This is a genomic window from Sorangium sp. So ce693, assembly GCF_051521375.1.
GTDB classification, from domain to species: Bacteria; Myxococcota_A; Polyangia; order Polyangiales; family Polyangiaceae; genus Sorangium; species Sorangium atrum.
This window is the reverse complement of the sequence record NZ_CP150347.1, coordinates 8,057,502-8,071,858: the sequence shown is the minus strand read 5'-3', so window position 1 is coordinate 8,071,858 and position 14,357 is coordinate 8,057,502. Positions and strand designations below refer to the sequence as shown.

At 68.8% G+C, this 14,357-nt stretch carries 12 protein-coding genes; 2 read left to right on the top strand and 10 right to left on the bottom strand.

Annotated elements, in window-relative coordinates:
* Window positions 1–153 precede the first annotated feature (153 nt).
* The 3 genes from WMF14_RS29950 to WMF14_RS29940 all read right to left on the bottom strand — a co-directional run bounded on the left by WMF14_RS29950 (window position 154) and on the right by WMF14_RS29940 (window position 3,332).
* Window positions 154–777, bottom strand: coding sequence for a glutathione S-transferase family protein (locus tag WMF14_RS29950; protein WP_437791584.1), 624 nt, complete (start codon window positions 775–777; stop codon window positions 154–156).
* Between the two features lie 206 nt (window positions 778–983).
* The gene (locus tag WMF14_RS29945; protein WP_437791581.1) at window positions 984–2,348 is read right to left on the bottom strand and encodes an MATE family efflux transporter; all 1,365 of its coding nucleotides are present in this window, start codon (window positions 2,346–2,348) and stop codon (window positions 984–986) included.
* A gap of 6 nt (window positions 2,349–2,354) precedes the next feature.
* The gene (locus WMF14_RS29940; RefSeq protein WP_437791578.1) at window positions 2,355–3,332 is read right to left on the bottom strand and encodes a phosphotransferase family protein; all 978 of its coding nucleotides are present in this window, start codon (window positions 3,330–3,332) and stop codon (window positions 2,355–2,357) included.
* 837 nt (window positions 3,333–4,169) lie between these two features.
* Between WMF14_RS29940 and WMF14_RS29935 the strand changes: the two genes are divergently transcribed.
* Complete coding sequence (locus WMF14_RS29935; protein ID WP_437804325.1) at window positions 4,170–5,222, top strand: ATP-grasp domain-containing protein; 1,053 nt, start codon at window positions 4,170–4,172, stop codon at window positions 5,220–5,222.
* A gap of 99 nt (window positions 5,223–5,321) precedes the next feature.
* Here WMF14_RS29935 and msrB read toward each other — a convergent pair whose 3' ends face one another.
* On the bottom strand, window positions 5,322–5,720 hold the full coding sequence (gene msrB / locus WMF14_RS29930) for a peptide-methionine (R)-S-oxide reductase MsrB (RefSeq protein ID WP_437791575.1): 399 nt from the start codon (window positions 5,718–5,720) through the stop codon (window positions 5,322–5,324).
* Between the two features lie 501 nt (window positions 5,721–6,221).
* On the opposite strand from msrB, the gene WMF14_RS29925 reads away from it, so the two are divergent.
* Window positions 6,222–10,451, top strand: a complete 4,230-nt coding sequence (locus tag WMF14_RS29925) for an nSTAND1 domain-containing NTPase (protein ID WP_437791572.1) — start codon at window positions 6,222–6,224, stop codon at window positions 10,449–10,451.
* A 41-nt stretch (window positions 10,452–10,492) separates the two neighbouring features.
* Here the strand turns inward: WMF14_RS29925 and WMF14_RS29920 are convergent, their stop codons facing one another.
* From WMF14_RS29920 to WMF14_RS29895, 6 genes are all read right to left on the bottom strand, one after another.
* Entirely contained in the window at window positions 10,493–11,122 is a 630-nt protein-coding gene (locus WMF14_RS29920) for an SGNH/GDSL hydrolase family protein (RefSeq protein WP_437791570.1), read from the bottom strand.
* 195 nt (window positions 11,123–11,317) lie between these two features.
* Entirely contained in the window at window positions 11,318–11,722 is a 405-nt protein-coding gene (locus WMF14_RS29915) for a 1-deoxy-D-xylulose-5-phosphate synthase (RefSeq protein WP_437791567.1), read from the bottom strand.
* A gap of 24 nt (window positions 11,723–11,746) precedes the next feature.
* On the bottom strand, window positions 11,747–12,214 hold the full coding sequence (locus WMF14_RS29910; RefSeq protein WP_437791565.1) for a hypothetical protein: 468 nt from the start codon (window positions 12,212–12,214) through the stop codon (window positions 11,747–11,749).
* Window positions 12,215–12,388: 174 nt separating this feature from the next.
* A complete protein-coding gene (locus WMF14_RS29905; protein ID WP_437791563.1) occupies window positions 12,389–12,796 on the bottom strand; it encodes a VOC family protein in 408 nt (135 codons plus the stop codon).
* 168 nt (window positions 12,797–12,964) lie between these two features.
* Window positions 12,965–13,381, bottom strand: a complete 417-nt coding sequence (locus WMF14_RS29900; RefSeq protein WP_437791561.1) for a DUF6210 family protein — start codon at window positions 13,379–13,381, stop codon at window positions 12,965–12,967.
* A 167-nt stretch (window positions 13,382–13,548) separates the two neighbouring features.
* Window positions 13,549–14,160, bottom strand: coding sequence for a hypothetical protein (locus WMF14_RS29895; RefSeq protein ID WP_437791558.1), 612 nt, complete (start codon window positions 14,158–14,160; stop codon window positions 13,549–13,551).
* Window positions 14,161–14,357 lie beyond the last annotated feature (197 nt).

The window sequence follows — 14,357 nt, the reverse complement described above, 5'->3', positions numbered from 1 at the left end:
CGACCGGGCGTGCGGTGGCCGGAGCGTGCGCCGCGCGGTGGCCGAGCGCGCGCTGCGTGGCGGCCGGGCGCGCGCCGCGCCAGGGCACGCGCCATGGCGACGACGAGCGGGCTCTCGGACTGGAGGACGAGAGCTCCTCCAGCCGGCTGCCCCTCACGCGTTGAGGCTGGCGAACGCCTGGGCGATGCGCGGGGCCGCGCGCGGGCGGGCGTACATCCGATCCATGTAGGCCCGGAGCTGCGGGAAGCCGTCCAGGAGGTGGATCTCGTTGGCCCAGTCGAGGGTGTAGGCCATCACGAGATCGGCGACCGTCACGCTGTCGCCGACGACGAACTGCCGCTGCTCCATGTGCTTCTCCAGCACGTCGGCCATGGCCTTGAAGTCCTCGCAGGCGACGGGGATGTCGCCAGGCTGGCGTTTGTCCTCCGGATACAGAAACTTGTTGCGCGCGATGCGCCACAGCGGCTGCTCCAGCTCGGTCGCCGCGAACAGCAGCCATTGGTTGACCTTGGCCCGCTCCCTCGGGTCCGTGGGGAGCAGGCCCTTCTCGGGGTACTTCTCGGCCAGGTAAAGCACGATGGCAACGGACTCGGTGAGCACGAGGTCGCCGTCGACGAGCACGGGGAGCTTGCCGGCAGGGTTGAGCTTGAGGAACTCGGGGCGGCGATTCTCGCCGGCCCGGAGGTTGACCTGGACGGTCTCGAAGTCCACGCCCAGCTCCTGGAGCGCCCAGCGCACACGGATCGAGCGGGTAGGAGCGAACTCATAGAGCTTCATCGATGCCTCCCTCCTCAGCCGCGCGCCGCGGCTGGTTCGTTGCTTCTGTTTACTTACGTCCGGACCTGCTGTGTTTTTGAATGAACGGTGTCGGCCAGCAGGCGAATGGCCGAGTGTATAGCCGCACCTTGCGACGAGTGTCAACGGACACATTCGCGGTGCGCAGACGGACTCTGCGCCGCATTTTCGGTGGCCTGGAGCCAGGCTCAGCCGGCGTCAGGCGCTCTTGCCATGCCATGCCCAGAACCAGCGTGGCTATTCTTCAGAAAGAGGAAGGAGACGATGCAAAGAATCAGCTCCGAGATCGCCTCGGAGGCCCAGATACCGGTCAGGGAGAACAGGCGGGAGGCCAGCAGCAGCACCGGCAGCTTGACCAGGAGGATGCCCCCGAGGGTGAGCAGCAGCGCCTCCCTGGCCCGGCCGACCGACTGGAACGAGGCCGCCGTGACCATGGCCACGCCGGCAAGCGGGTAGGAGAGCGCCAGCAGCCGCAACGCGGTCTGCCCTTCGGCGATGATCGCGCTCTCCTTCGAGAGCAGGGCGATCAGCGCAGCCGGCATCACCAGGCAGACGCCGCAGACGAGCGATCCATAGACGACCGCGGCGCCAAGGGAGAGCCGGATGGCCTCCCGTACCCGCTCGAGCTTCTTCTGGCCGAAGTTGTACCCCACCAGCGGCTGCATCCCCTGGACGATGCCGGTGAGCGGCGCGAGCAGCCCGGAGTAGAGCCGGCCCACGATCGCGAACACGCTCAGGGCGCTGTCGCCGCCGATCAGCCTGAGCAGGTTGTTGGTGATGATGGCGATCAGGCCGACGCTGGCGCTCTTGATGAGCGAGGGGGACCCGATCGTCACCACCTCGATGATGATGGGCCAGTCCGGCTTGAAATACGACGCCTTGATGCGATAGGAGCGGTTCCTCCTGAAAAAGAAGAAGTGGACACCCATCCCGGCCGAGGTGGCCTGGCAACAGACCGTCGCCAGGGCAGCGCCCGAGACGCCCATCTGCAAGACGATGATGAAGAGCCAGCACAGGGCGATGTTGACGCAGATGGGGATGATCCACTGGGCGGTCGAGTACCTGGCGTTGCCGTCCGCCCTGACGATGGCCGAGTAGCCGGTGCCGGCGATGGCGCCGAGGAAGATGATCCGCCCGTACTCGATGGCATAGGGCGCGATGCTGTCGGTGGCCCCGAGCAGATGGACGATCGGCTCGATGAAGACCGAGCCCAGGACCGTGATGGTGATCGCCGCCGTCCAGAAGATCAGGAAGGTGTTCGCCACCGTCCGGGAGGCCTTCTCCACGTCCTGCTCGCCGAGCGCCCTCGAGACCACCGAGGCGCCGCCGGCCCCGACGGTCGTGGCGACCGCGCCGAGGGCGATCAGCACCGGCGAGATGATCGAGGCCGCGGCGGCGGCCAACGAGTTGACGCCCACGGAGAGAAAGTAGATGTCCGTGAGGCTGTAGATGGCATAGACCAGCAGCGAGAGCGTTGTCTGGGAAGACATCTCCAGCAGCAGCTTCCCGACCCGCTCGGTCCCCAGACTTTCAACCCTGGAGCTCTCGCCCATGAGCGTTCAGTTTGCGCTCAGCCAGGCCATGTGTTCGCCCATCCACTGCCTGGAGAGGTCGAGGACGAAGTTGGTGTCGTAGTTGCGGTAATAACACTCCGTGTTCATGACGAGGGCGAGGTGCAGCGAGTAGAGGCGGCACCTTCGCTCTTCTTCGAAGGTGAAGGAGGTCTTGCCATAGCCGCGCATGCTGCTGTTGATGCCCTCGGAGGAGAGCAGCCGGAACTGGGCCTCCATCAAGGGATCGGCCCAGAGCGCCCTCTCGAAGTCGATGATGCCGGTGACCCTGCCTTCCTTGACGAAGACATTGGGGTTCCAGACGTCCCAGTGGACGAGGCGGGGCGTGGCGACCTCCTCCAGCGCGGGGGCGTGCCTGAGGACGGCGGCGCGGATCTCGTCGTAGCCTTGATCGTACACCACGCCTTTCCGGGCGCCGTCTTCAAGCACCGACTCCATGATCTTGATGAACGCCTCTCTCCAGGTGCTCGCGCGCAGGTGCGGGTTCCCATCGTAACCAAAATAGGTGCCGGTGAAGCCGTTGATCTCCCGGACGATCTCGCCGATGTGCAGGTCGATGGACGCCTGCGTCTCGGGGGAGAGGCTCGACTTCACGTGCTCGAGGTTGTCCCCGGCGATCTTCTCCATGAAGAAGTAGTCCGAGTCGCACAGGTCGCGGGCGTCGTCGAAATGGTAGATCTGGGGCACCGGGATGGCCGGGTTTCGCCGGACCAGGCGCATGGCGGCGATCTCGGTGGTCATGATGTTCTTCTCATAGAACATGACCTCCGCATCTCTTGGCGGCGCGATCTTGAGGATGACCTCCCGGCCATCGGCGATCCGGACGCTGTAAGCCGCATTGAACCAGCCGTCTTTCAGCTCGACCACGGCGCCTTCGCCGTCCGCGAGCGCCATGCCGCCAAAGGCTCTGGCGACCATGGCGGCGATCTGCGGGCGTGACTTTGTGTTCTTGGTCTTGCTCTCCACGGTCTTCCTTCGTCGATTGGCGGCCCTTGTGATGAGCGAAATGGCGTCCATTGTGCTGGATCCTGGGAAGCTGTCAAGTCACGACCTGGAGTCGTGCCGGGGCCCGGAGCAGGAGGGGCAGGAGGGACCAGAGGCGCCCGCGTAGCCGGCGGGGGCTCACGCAGGTTATCGTGTTATCCTGCGCCCTATGCCGACATACGCCGCCGAGGAGAGCTGGAGTCGCGGGGGCTCACCATGCGCGTCAACGCGCCCTGCGCTCGTAGCGTCTTCTGCGGTTCGTTCCTGGTCGCGTCCGCCCTCGCGGCGGGCCATCTCCTCGCAGGCTGCGGCGGGAGCACGCCCGGACCGAGCGCGGCGATCGGAGCGGCGCCGGCGAGGCCGGCGGAGCCCCAGCTGGTAGAAGACCGGCGGACGTTCGCCGAGCGGGCGCCCGCACGGACGGACGCATTTGCTCGCGCAGATCGAGCCGAAGGCTCTGCCGGCTGGCGACGTCAGCGCACTGCTCGGATGGGGCGCCGGGCGGTGCGGCGTGGACATCGAGCGGAGCGTCTCGCGGGTTCAGATCGCCGTCGCCGAGCCAGCGGAGCTCCGACGGCTTCGTCCTGCGAATCAAGATCGCGACGGAGGCCGCGCGCGCCGCGGGCACGGCGCTCGCCGTGCGGCGGCACGTGATCGAGTCCTTCAAGGTGCCTTCCGGGAGCATGAGCCCGACCGTGATACCGGGCGACCCGAGGCGCCGCCACGGAAACGTGCGATGCTTGAGCCGTGTCCCGCGTCGCCCTTATCTCCGACCTCAACCGTGCCTTCGATGCCCAGGCCGACCCCCGCAACGTGGCCATGATCCGGCGTCGCCATGCGCTCTGGACCCAACTTGCCCGCCTCCATGGCTGGGACCTCGCGGTCCGCGACGTGGCCCTGCTCGACGCGCCGCAGGGGGTCCGCGGCTGTGTGTCCTGGATCGATCTGCCGATGCTCCCTCGCGCCACTTACCAATCCGTCTTCGATCGGGCGGTTGCTGCCGGCGCCGCGTGCGTGCTCGACCTCCCCGAGCATGTGGAGCGGGTCCTCGGGCTCGATCGATTCTACTCGGTCCTCACGAACGCCGGTGTCCCCACGCCGCGCACGGCGTTGCTGCCCGTGGACGCCGCCGTCGCTGCCGCGATCGACTCCCCCGCGGCCGTGCGCCGCCTGTTGACCGAGGCGATCTACGGCGCCCTCTTCGATGCGGAGATTGAGCCCCACGCCGGGGTCTTCGTCCGCGGCTTCTACTCGTCGGCCAAGTCCGCCAACCCCGAGCTCTACTATGGCAGCAACCAGGCGGACATCGAGGCCACGGTCTTCGAGGTGGTCCGCCGCCTGCGTGTCGCTCTCGATGTCGGTGGCCTCGCCTTGCGCGAGCACCTCGACCTCGAGCGCATCGAGCTCGCCACCCTGCCCGGCGACTGCAACCCCCTCCGGGTGCCCTTCGAAGTGCGGCTGACGGTGCTGGGTGGCCGTCTCCTCATGGCCAGCTACCACGGACCCTTCGAGGTCCTCATCGACGACGCGCGCCGGCTCCTCTCCGATGAGCTCACTGCCAGGAGCGAGGTGGTGCAGAGGGCGGTTCGCGCCCTTGCCCCAGCGCTCCTCACGGCTGACCTCCCGGCGAACTACGTGGCTGACGTAGCCTTCGCTCGAGACGGCCGGCCGGTGGTCCTTGAGCTCAACCCACTCTATGCCGCGGGTTACAACGTGCCCTCCGCGCACGTCCTGCTTGTCGCTGCGCTCGGCGCCGACCTCGCGCACCGTGCCGGGTACGCAGCGTTGCCGTGGACCCAGATCCTCGACAGCGCTGCGACGCTCGCCGGCGAACGTGTCGAGCAGAGCCCGGCCGTATGGCTGCTCGGGTAGTGGCCAACCCCTCGCATCCTGTTCCGGCGTCGTCGGTGAGTGCCTCCGGCCTCACCCCGCCATGTCACGGCGTCGACGCGATGTTCGCCGTCTCGCGAGTCATTCGCTCTCGAGCTCGAGGCAGGCGGAATTGATGCAGAAGCGCTCGCCCGTCGGCGCTGGCCCGTCGTCGAAGACGTGCCCCAGATGTCCATCACAGCGGGCGCATACGACCTCCACCCGATCGAGACCATGCTTCCGATCGGCCCGGCGCTCAATCCGTTTCTCGTCGAGGACTGCGCTGAAGCTGGGCCAGCCGGTCCCAGAGTCGAATTTCGTCTGCGACGAAAAGAGTTGGGTGCCGCAGCCGGCGCATCGATAGACGCCCGTACCGTGATGATTCCAGTACTGCCCTGTATACGGACGTTCGGTGTTGCCGTAGCGGAGCATTCGGTAGCGGTGGGGCCCGAGCAGCAAGAGCCACTCGGGTTCGGTCTTGGAGATCTTTTTGTCTGCCATCGCTCGATTCCCGTCGTTGGGTCGTGACGTCGTGCGCGTTCGGCTCGGCGTCGGCGGCCCACATGAATTTAAGCTATTCGCCCGCGCATTGCGAGCGCAACGACGAAGCCCAGAGCATGCTCGTGCGGGCGCTGCGCCCCGGTACGGCACGTGTGCTCATGGTCCGCTTTGACGCTCAGGGTGGATTTGGAATGGCATCCTTTTGACTGGCGCCGAATCGAAACGGCCGTCGGCCCGATGCCCCGCCGTTGCAGGTCCGCCAGCGGGGCGTGGGTTGGGTCGACGGCCGCCGGATCGAACGTGACGGAAATGAGGGGCGAACCGGCCCCGGCCGACGCGAGCGGCCGCGGAGCCGATCCACCTGCTCGTCCACTTCACGGCGGTGGGGCCATCGCTGGATCGGCTCATCGACGATCCGGCCGCGCTCGCGGCCCGCGCGCCGGCGCGCCGTGATACCTTGCGCGGCGGGACCGATCGACCATCCAGGAGGCCCACCGCGAGATGCCGGCGCAGCTCTTCCTCGCATTCGCGGACGAAGATCGTCCGCACCTCGACGCGCTGGTGCGCCACCTCGCCGGCCTCGAGCGCGCCGGGATCGTCGCTGGCTGGCACGAGGGCCGGATCCTCGCCGGCGCGACGGTCGCCGCCGAGGTCGAGGCGCGCATCGAGGCCGCCGACGTGCTGGTCCTCCTGATCAGCGCGGACTTCCTCGCCTCGGATCGCTGCTATGCCCTGATCGAGCGCGCCCTCGCGCGTCACGACGACGGCCGGCAACGCCTCGTGCCGGTCATCGTGCGCCCGTGTCCTTGGCAGCCCGTGCTGGGCGGCCTCCGCGTCCTGCCGCCCGACGGTCGCGCCGTCACCCTGGCGCCCGATCGCGACGCCGCTTGGCTGGCGGTGGTCGACGGCCTCCGCGCCGCCGTCTCCGCTTCACGGCCGACCCTCGCGCCCGCGCTCGCCGCCTCGCCCTACCGCGGTCTCTCCGCCTTCGAGCCCGGTGACGAGGCGCTGTTCTTCGGGCGCGAGGACCTGACCCGCCGCCTCTGGCGTCGCCTCGACGCGCAGGTGCGCCGCGAGGGGGCCCTGCGCCTGTGCGCCGTCGTCGGCTCTTCGGGCTCGGGCAAGTCCTCCGTCGCCCGCGCCGGCCTGGTGCCGCTCGTCGCGCGCGAGCCGCTCGGCGATGGCCCGGCGCCCGACGTGATCCTCCTCAAGCCCGGCGAGCGGCCCACGACCGCGCTCGCCGACGCCCTGTGCACGCTCGACCCGCGCTGGCCCGCGCGCCCGGCCGCCGAGCGCATCGAGGAGGCCAGGCGTCTCCGCTCGCTGTTGCTCGACGTCGAGGGGGGCGAGCACGTGGGCCTGCGCCGCTACGCCGAGCTGCGCGACGGGCGACGTCCCCTGCTCGTGCTCGTCGACCAGTTCGAGGAGGTCTACGCCCTGTGCAACGACCCCGCGGAACAGAGCGCCTTCGTCTCGCTCCTGCTCCACGCCGCCGCCGACCGCGCGAGCGGTGTCTCCGTGGTCCTCACGCTGCGCAGCGACTTCCTCGACGCGACGCGCAGGCACCCCGCGCTCAACCGCGCCATCGCCCAGGCGCACGAGCTGGTGCCGGTCATGGCGCCCGCGGAGCTGCGCCGGGCCATCGCCGCGCCGGCGCTCGCCGCTGGCCGCCCGCTCGACGACGCCACGGTGGAGCTCTTGGCGCGCGAGGCGGACGGGCGCGAGGGCGCGCTGCCGCTGCTCGAGTTCGCGCTGACGCAGATCTGGACCGGCCTCGCCGCGGGGCAGCCAGCCGCGGCGACGCTCGAGGCGATCGGCGGCGTCGGCGGTGCGCTGGCGGGCGAGGCGGAGCGCATCTTCGGCGAGCTGGACGACGAGGGGCGCAGGATCGCGCGGCGCGCCTTCCTGGGGCTTGTCCAGCTCGGCGAGGGGACGCGTGACACGCGGCGGCGCGTGCCCGTGGCCGAGCTGACGGCGCACGGCGAGAGCGCGGACGCGGTGCTGGGCGTGCTGCGTCGCTTCGCGGGCGAGCGTGCACGCCTGGTGACCCTCTCGGACGACGTGGCGGAGGTGACGCACGAGGCGTTGCTCGAGCACTGGAAGGAGCTGCGCTCGTGGCTGGAGAAGGGCCGCGACGACCTGCGCTTCCACCGCCGTGTCGGCGAGGCGGCGGCGCGCTGGGACGCGCTCGGACGCCAGGAGGGCTCGCTGTGGCGGGCGCCGGAGCTGGATCTCCTGCGCGCCTTCGCCGAGCGGGCGGACGGCGATCTCACGGCGTTGCAGCTGGAGTTCTTCCGCGCGGCGGAGGAGCGGCAGCGCCAGGAACAGGAGGCGGCGGCGCGCCTCGCGGCCGAGGAGCGGCGGCGCCAGGTCGATGCCTCGCGGCGCGCGCGGATCCTCGCCGCGTCCTCCGCGCTCGTGGCGGCGGTCTTCATGGGCCTCGCGTGGTGGGCGGTGCGCCAGCAACGAGCGGCGGAGGAGGCGAGCATGCGATCCCGCGATCGCCTGGCGCGCTTCTACGAGCAGCAGGGGCGCGAGGAGTACCTGGCCGGCCGACCTGCGCGCGCTGCGGTCTATCTCGACGCGGCGTACAAGGATCGGCCGACCGAGCCCGCGACGCGCTTCCTGCTGGCGCGCGCCCTGCCGGGGGCCCTCACGGGGCGCGAGGTGGCCCGCCTGGAGGGGCACACGGACAAGCTGTGGTCGGCGGCCTTCAGCCCCGATGGAGAGCGCGTCGCCACCGTCGGCCTCGACACGATTGCGCGCCTGTGGGACGCGAGGAGCGGCAAGGAGCTCGCTCGCCTCGAAGGCCACACCAGGCGCCTGTATTCGGTGGCCTTCAGTCCCGACGGCGCGCGCGTCCTCACCGCGGGCGACGACGGGACCGCACGTCTCTGGGACGCGAAGAGCGGCAAGGAGCTCGCGCGCCTCGAGGGCCACGCCGATGGCGAGCGGACGGTGGCATCGTTCGGCCCCGACGGCACACGCGTCGTCACCGCCAGCCATGACAAGACCGCGCGGGTGTGGGACGCGCAGAGCGGCAAGGAGCTGACGCGCCTCGAAGGGCACACCGATCACGTGGAGGCGGCGGCGTTCAGCCCCGACGGCACACGCGTCGTCACCGCGAGCTGGGACAAGACGGCGCGCATCTGGGACGCGCAGAGCGGCAAGGAGCTGATACGCCTCCAAGGCCACGCTGGGCCGTTGTTCGCGGCGTCGTTCAGCCCCGATGGCACGCGCGTGCTCACCTCCGGCAAAGACGTGGCCAGCCGGCTGTGGGACGCGGCGAGCGGCAAAGAGGTGTCCCAGCTCAAGAGCGATAGCGAGATGATCTGGACATCGTCCTTCAGCCCCGACGGCAAGCGCGTCGTCACCGCTGCCATCAATGGTTTCGTGCGGCTGTGGGACGTGGCGAACGGCAAGGAGCTCGCCAGCTTCTCGCACAACGGCGTCGTGTGGTGGGCGTCATTCAGCCCCGATGGCACGCGGGTCGTCACCGCCAGCCACGACAAGACCGCGAGGCTGTGGGACGCGCGCACGGGCAGGTTGTCGGCGAGCCTCGAGGGCCACACCGACGGGGTGTCGTTCGCGTCGTTCAGCCCCGACGGCACACGCGTCGTCACCGCCAGCGCCGACAAGACCGCGAGGCTCTGGGAGGTGCACGGCGAGCGCGTCCTGTCCCTGGAGGGCCACCAAGGCCAGGTGTGGTCGGCTTCGTTCAGCTCCGACGGCAAGCGCGTCGTCACCGCGAGCTTCGACCAGACCGCGCGCGTCTGGGACGCGCAGAGCGGCAAGGAGATCATGCGCCTTCCGGACTGCGGCTATCCCCTCTGGTCGGCCTCGTTCAGCCCCGATGGCAAGCGCGTCGTCGTCCCCGATTCGGCGAAGACCGCGCGGGTCTGGGAGGTGGCGAGCGGCAAGGAGCTCGTCCGCCTCGGGAGCCCCGACCTCGCTCGCTCGGTGACGATCACCACCCCGGACGGCAAATCGACCGCGACCCCTGCCAACGATAGTCGCAGCGTCGTGGTGGCCTTCAGCCCCGATGGAGAGCGCGTCGCCACCGCTGGCGTGAGCGCCACGGCGCAGATCTGGGACGCAGCGAGCGGCAAGGAGCTGGTCCGTCTGGAGGGCCACCAAGGTCAGCTGTGGTCGGCCTCGTTCAGCCCGGATGGCGGGCGCATCGTCACAGCCAGCGACGACAGGACGGCGCGCATCTGGGATGCAGGGAGCGGCAAGGAGCTGGTCCGGCTCGAAGGCAAGAAGGGGAGCCTGGCCAAGCTGTTCGGCGCGTCGTTCAGCCCCGACGGCGCGCGGGTCGTCACCGCCAGCTTCGACAAGACCGCGCGAATGTGGGACGCGCGGAGCGGAGAGGAGCTCCTCGTCTTCGAGGGCCACCAGGACCTCGTGTGGTCGGCAGCGTTCAGCCCCGACGGCGAGCGCGTCGTCACTGCCAGCGAGGATCGGACGGCGCGCATCTGGGACGCGCGGAGCGGCAGGGAGCTGGCGCGGCTCGAAGGTCATGGAGAGCGCGTATCCTCGGCGTCGTTCAGCCCCGATGGCGAGCGCGTCGTCACCGCCGACGACCAGACCGCGCATATCTGGGATGTTCACCTCGAGGCTCGCCCTCCCGAGGTGATCGGCCGTCTCGTGCGCTGCTACGTCCCGCTTCGCCTCGAAGGCGAGACCATCGTCCGGGCCGCGCCGAGCGCCACCGACTGCCCGTCGCCCTGAGCATGGGGCGAGCGGACGAAGGTCCGCCCGACGTCCTGCCGTCAGCCCGCGGTCACGGTCGTCGCTCGCTTCTGGACTGCGGCGGCGCCCAGGGCGCGGACGAGCGCATGTGCGATCTTCAAGCCGCCGGCGCCCGACGGCTCGATGGCGTTCGCGAAGTCCCCCGCCTCCGAGCAAACAAGGCGGAGATCGACGACGTCGAGCGCGCGCGAGAAAGCTTGGCGAAGGATGACGTCATTGAACATCATCAAGGCGACGCGAGCTCGCTCGGCCTCATCGGGAGCGAGGTTGCCGTTGTAGATCGTGCAGACCGTGGTCGGTCGACCGAGCGCGACGACGGCCTCGAGCGCCCACGAGTAGGATTGCTCAAACGCATCCACGCGTTCGCGGAACAGGTCGAGAGCCTCGGCCGTCGACCGGACGGGCAGCCCGAGAATCTCAGCGTTCGAGAGCGCGTCGTTTCCGCCAAGCGAGAGGAGGACGTGGGTCGCGTCCTTCGGTATTCGATCGAGCTGGGGTCCGATATCGGAGGTGGTCGTACCGTCGACGGCACACAGGGTGACTCGCCAGGAGGGTAAGAGTGCGCGGAGGTGTGAGGCGACGTCGGGCTCGCCGTTGGTGTACGAACCATTGTCGAAGATTGAATCACCCAAGAGAACGACAGACGACATGATCTTCTCCCGTGAAATGAGCCGCAGCGGCTGGTTCGGCGGTCGGTCGGGTCGCTCGAGCGCCGCAGCGCGCTCCCGCGCCGTCAAGTCGGAGGATGAGGCGGCTCGGGGTCGACGGCACCGGGGCGCGGGCCGTCGATGCGCGGAGGAGGCGCGCGGCCGTCGCCACCCGGCCGCCGTCAACTGCGTCCTCGATCATGCGCTCGGCCGTGGACGGGAGCGGGCGCGGCCCCGGACCCGCTCGTCGTTGCGGCGCGTGGTGCCAGCGGTCCGCGTCGAGGCGCCCGCGCGGTACTCGGTGAGCTCCACGAGGTCGGGCCGCTCGCGGATCCGCGTCCAGTACTCGACCCTGGCGTCCTCGTCGATGTGGACGACGCCGCCGTAGAGCTTGTCGGCGCCGTCCCTGCGTGGGCCGGAGACCCAGTACGCCTCCCGGGTCTCCTCGTCGATGCAGTTGTACTTGTATCCGCTCCCCGTCTTGGCCAGGTGGCGACCGCGGTAATGGTACGTCCGCCTCGATCGGGAGAGCTCGACCCAGCCGATGCGACCGTCGCCGTCGAGCCCGCCGCGCTTGTTCTCCACATACATGATCCGGCGCATGGCGACCCCTCTCGTCCGTTTCTATCACGACTCGAGCTCGAACTCGTCCGCGAGCTCGTACACCCGGCGCTCCGAGAGCCGCGGCGGCCGGACCGGCCACGAGCCGGGTGGCGCCTCGATCGGCCTCGCGGCGCCGATCAAGCGAACGACGTAGCGGTGCAGGGTGCCAGGCTTCGCGGGTCCCGGAGGCGAGCAGCCATAGGCGCCGCTCGACCGGTGCATGCTGAGATACCCGGTCTCGCCCGGCTGGAGCGGCGGCGGCGCGGGTCCGATGTTGCCGCAGGCCCAGCAGTCCCAGCGTTCATGGGTGCGCGACGTCTCGAGCCACATGTCGCTCAGGCTGATCGGCTCGTCGCTTCCGTTCGAGAGCTCATACCGTCCAAACTCACCCGGCGCCGGCGTCCACAACCGCCGCAGCTCGAGGCCCGGCGGCGGGGGACGGTCGCGTCGAAGCGCCACCGTATCGAGGATAGGCTGCTCTCCCTCGGTCATGGCAAGCCAGACGTCGACCGCGACGCGCGTCTCTCTCCCGGGCCGAGCGCAGCGAGGCTCGGCGCGCCATTCGCCGTAGCGGTTTGTTCGGCAGCCCCGTTGCATGCGACTGGACGTCGGGGGGGCGGCTGGCCGACGTCACCATGGCGATCGAGCCGGTCGACGGCCGCACGGTCAATGTTCGTGCAGCACCGCCTCCAGCCGGTGGCCGTCGGGGTCGCGAACGAACGCCGCGTAGTAGCCGGGATCGTAGTTGTCGCGAATGCCGGGCGGCCCTTCATCGACACCGCCCTTGCTGAGTGCCTCCGCATGGAAACGATCGACCGCCTCGCGGCTCGGAGCAACGAAGGCGAGGTGGAAGCCTCGACCGGGAGCCTTCGCGTCAGGACCGGACGCGACGATGGCGAAGGGCGGCTCAGCTTCGTATCCCTCGGGCCCGTACGCCACGCTACGGGCGTTCTGCGAGAGCCGGACAAAACCGAGCGGCGCCAGACAGGCGTCGTAGAACTCCGCAGCACGCTCGAGGTTCTCGACACCGACCGAAACGTGATCGAACACGAAGACTCTGGCATCCTTGGGCATGGGTACGAGGTACCTCTCGCGGTCGTCCGTGGCAAGCGACGAGGCGCGGGAGGACCCGTCCGAACGCGCCGGAGAGAGCGGTGCCGAGCGGACAACCGAAGACCGCCGAGGACAAGATATGCCTGGCGCTCGCCGCCGAGCAGCTCGCGCGCTACGAGCGCGCGGCCCTCAATCGGAGTTGGGCCAGGTGAGAATCCCAGGGCGCGGGTACGGTCCGAACCCGGTGAAAGGGCTCCAGTCCGATTCGCCTTCTATCACGGCGTGCACCCACGCCTCATGCGAGTCTACGAGACGTGCCCGGTCGGTCATGAGGCCAACGATGCGACGCTCGCGCAGGATGCGATCGACGATATCCGCGTCCTCCTGGTCAAGTCCGAGCATCGCGCCGCTGCCCATGTACTTCGGTCCTTCGAAGTGCGCCGCGAGGGAGCGCCACCCGTCTTCGGCGTCTAACGGAACGAATACGCCCTCGATCTCGGGTTGCATGCAAATGTTCCCACAGGTCTGATTCGAGTAGATGACCCCGCTCGGGCAGGGGATGATCACGCCGAGGCCTGCGTCGTAGAGCCTGATGATCTTGTTCATCGTCCTCGCCTCCCGAGCGCGCGCGGCTCTGCCGCGCCGCGAAGCGGCGTCGATCGCCGCTGCTCGTTGGGCAGCTCGCGCGACGGTTCGCGAGCGAGCCGGCCTGTCTGGGTCCGCGATGTTCGCCCACGAAACGATGGTTTTAGACCGTGGGCCATGGCGCAGGCTCAAGGTGAGAAGTTGAAGGAAGACTCCACCAGCTCAAGGCCAGGCTTCACATGATTCATGTCATCGTCATAGCATTGCTCCACCGCGATGAACGAACGTTTGTCGTTCGCGTGAGAAAACACCCGCACTGAGCCCGCGTTCACGCCCAGGAGCTTCCCTTTCAGGAGCATCCCTTGTCCTGCGTATTTGCCCCACATGGTGAGCGGCGTGCGTGCAGGCGCAGAGAGCAGCTTGGGGACGAACCCGTCAATCTGCGCTTGAACGTTGTCTGCGGGATCGGTTGGCACGTCAAAGACGAAGATCATCGTCATGCACGAGCCGGGGCTCTCGACGTTCACGTGGTGGTCGGGATCATTCTCCGGGGAGTCCGCCTCGACTCTCCAGTTTCCTGGGTATTTGAAGGAGAAGCCGGGCCGCACGTAGCTCTGGGCGTTCGCGACATCGGCAGGCGCCTCGCTGGACGCGAGATCTTCGAGGAACGCAGCGCCGGCCTTCGTCGCTCCGATTCCGGCGAAGAGCCCCACCACGAGCCCGATGAACAGGAACAGGAGAGCGACGGCGGTCTTGCTCATTCCGCCTGCTGATTGCGACGGGCCGTGGGGTGTCATCATCGGTAGATCCTACTGTGTTTCAGGCTGGCAGCTGCAGTACAGTAACCTGATGCCGTACATGTCCAAGGACCTGTTCAGGCGTGCGCGTTTCGCGCGTCGATTGATTGGGCGCCTCGTGCGGGGCTGTTTTGGGTGCCGAACAATGCGAGCATCACGAGAACGAGCACCCTAGAAACGTCAGCATCGTCTCACCCATG

What these genes read in the sequence shown, in the direction of transcription:
- msrB (WP_437791575.1), bottom strand. Translation starts at nt 5,720, where the DNA reads ATGGCAGACAAAAAGATCTCCAAGACCGAACCCGAGTGGCTCTTGCTG.
- WMF14_RS29910 (WP_437791565.1), bottom strand. Translation starts at nt 12,214, where the DNA reads ATGACCGAGGGAGAGCAGCCTATCCTCGATACGGTGGCGCTTCGACGC.
- WMF14_RS29920 (WP_437791570.1), bottom strand. Translation starts at nt 11,122, where the DNA reads ATGTCGTCTGTCGTTCTCTTGGGTGATTCAATCTTCGACAATGGTTCG.
- WMF14_RS29925 (WP_437791572.1), top strand. Translation starts at nt 6,222, where the DNA reads ATGCCGGCGCAGCTCTTCCTCGCATTCGCGGACGAAGATCGTCCGCAC.
- WMF14_RS29950 (WP_437791584.1), bottom strand. Translation starts at nt 777, where the DNA reads ATGAAGCTCTATGAGTTCGCTCCTACCCGCTCGATCCGTGTGCGCTGG.
- WMF14_RS29900 (WP_437791561.1), bottom strand. Translation starts at nt 13,381, where the DNA reads ATGAACAAGATCATCAGGCTCTACGACGCAGGCCTCGGCGTGATCATC.
- WMF14_RS29935 (WP_437804325.1), top strand. Translation starts at nt 4,170, where the DNA reads ATGATCCGGCGTCGCCATGCGCTCTGGACCCAACTTGCCCGCCTCCAT.
- WMF14_RS29915 (WP_437791567.1), bottom strand. Translation starts at nt 11,722, where the DNA reads ATGCGCCGGATCATGTATGTGGAGAACAAGCGCGGCGGGCTCGACGGC.
- WMF14_RS29945 (WP_437791581.1), bottom strand. Translation starts at nt 2,348, where the DNA reads ATGGGCGAGAGCTCCAGGGTTGAAAGTCTGGGGACCGAGCGGGTCGGG.
- WMF14_RS29895 (WP_437791558.1), bottom strand. Translation starts at nt 14,160, where the DNA reads ATGATGACACCCCACGGCCCGTCGCAATCAGCAGGCGGAATGAGCAAG.
- WMF14_RS29905 (WP_437791563.1), bottom strand. Translation starts at nt 12,796, where the DNA reads ATGCCCAAGGATGCCAGAGTCTTCGTGTTCGATCACGTTTCGGTCGGT.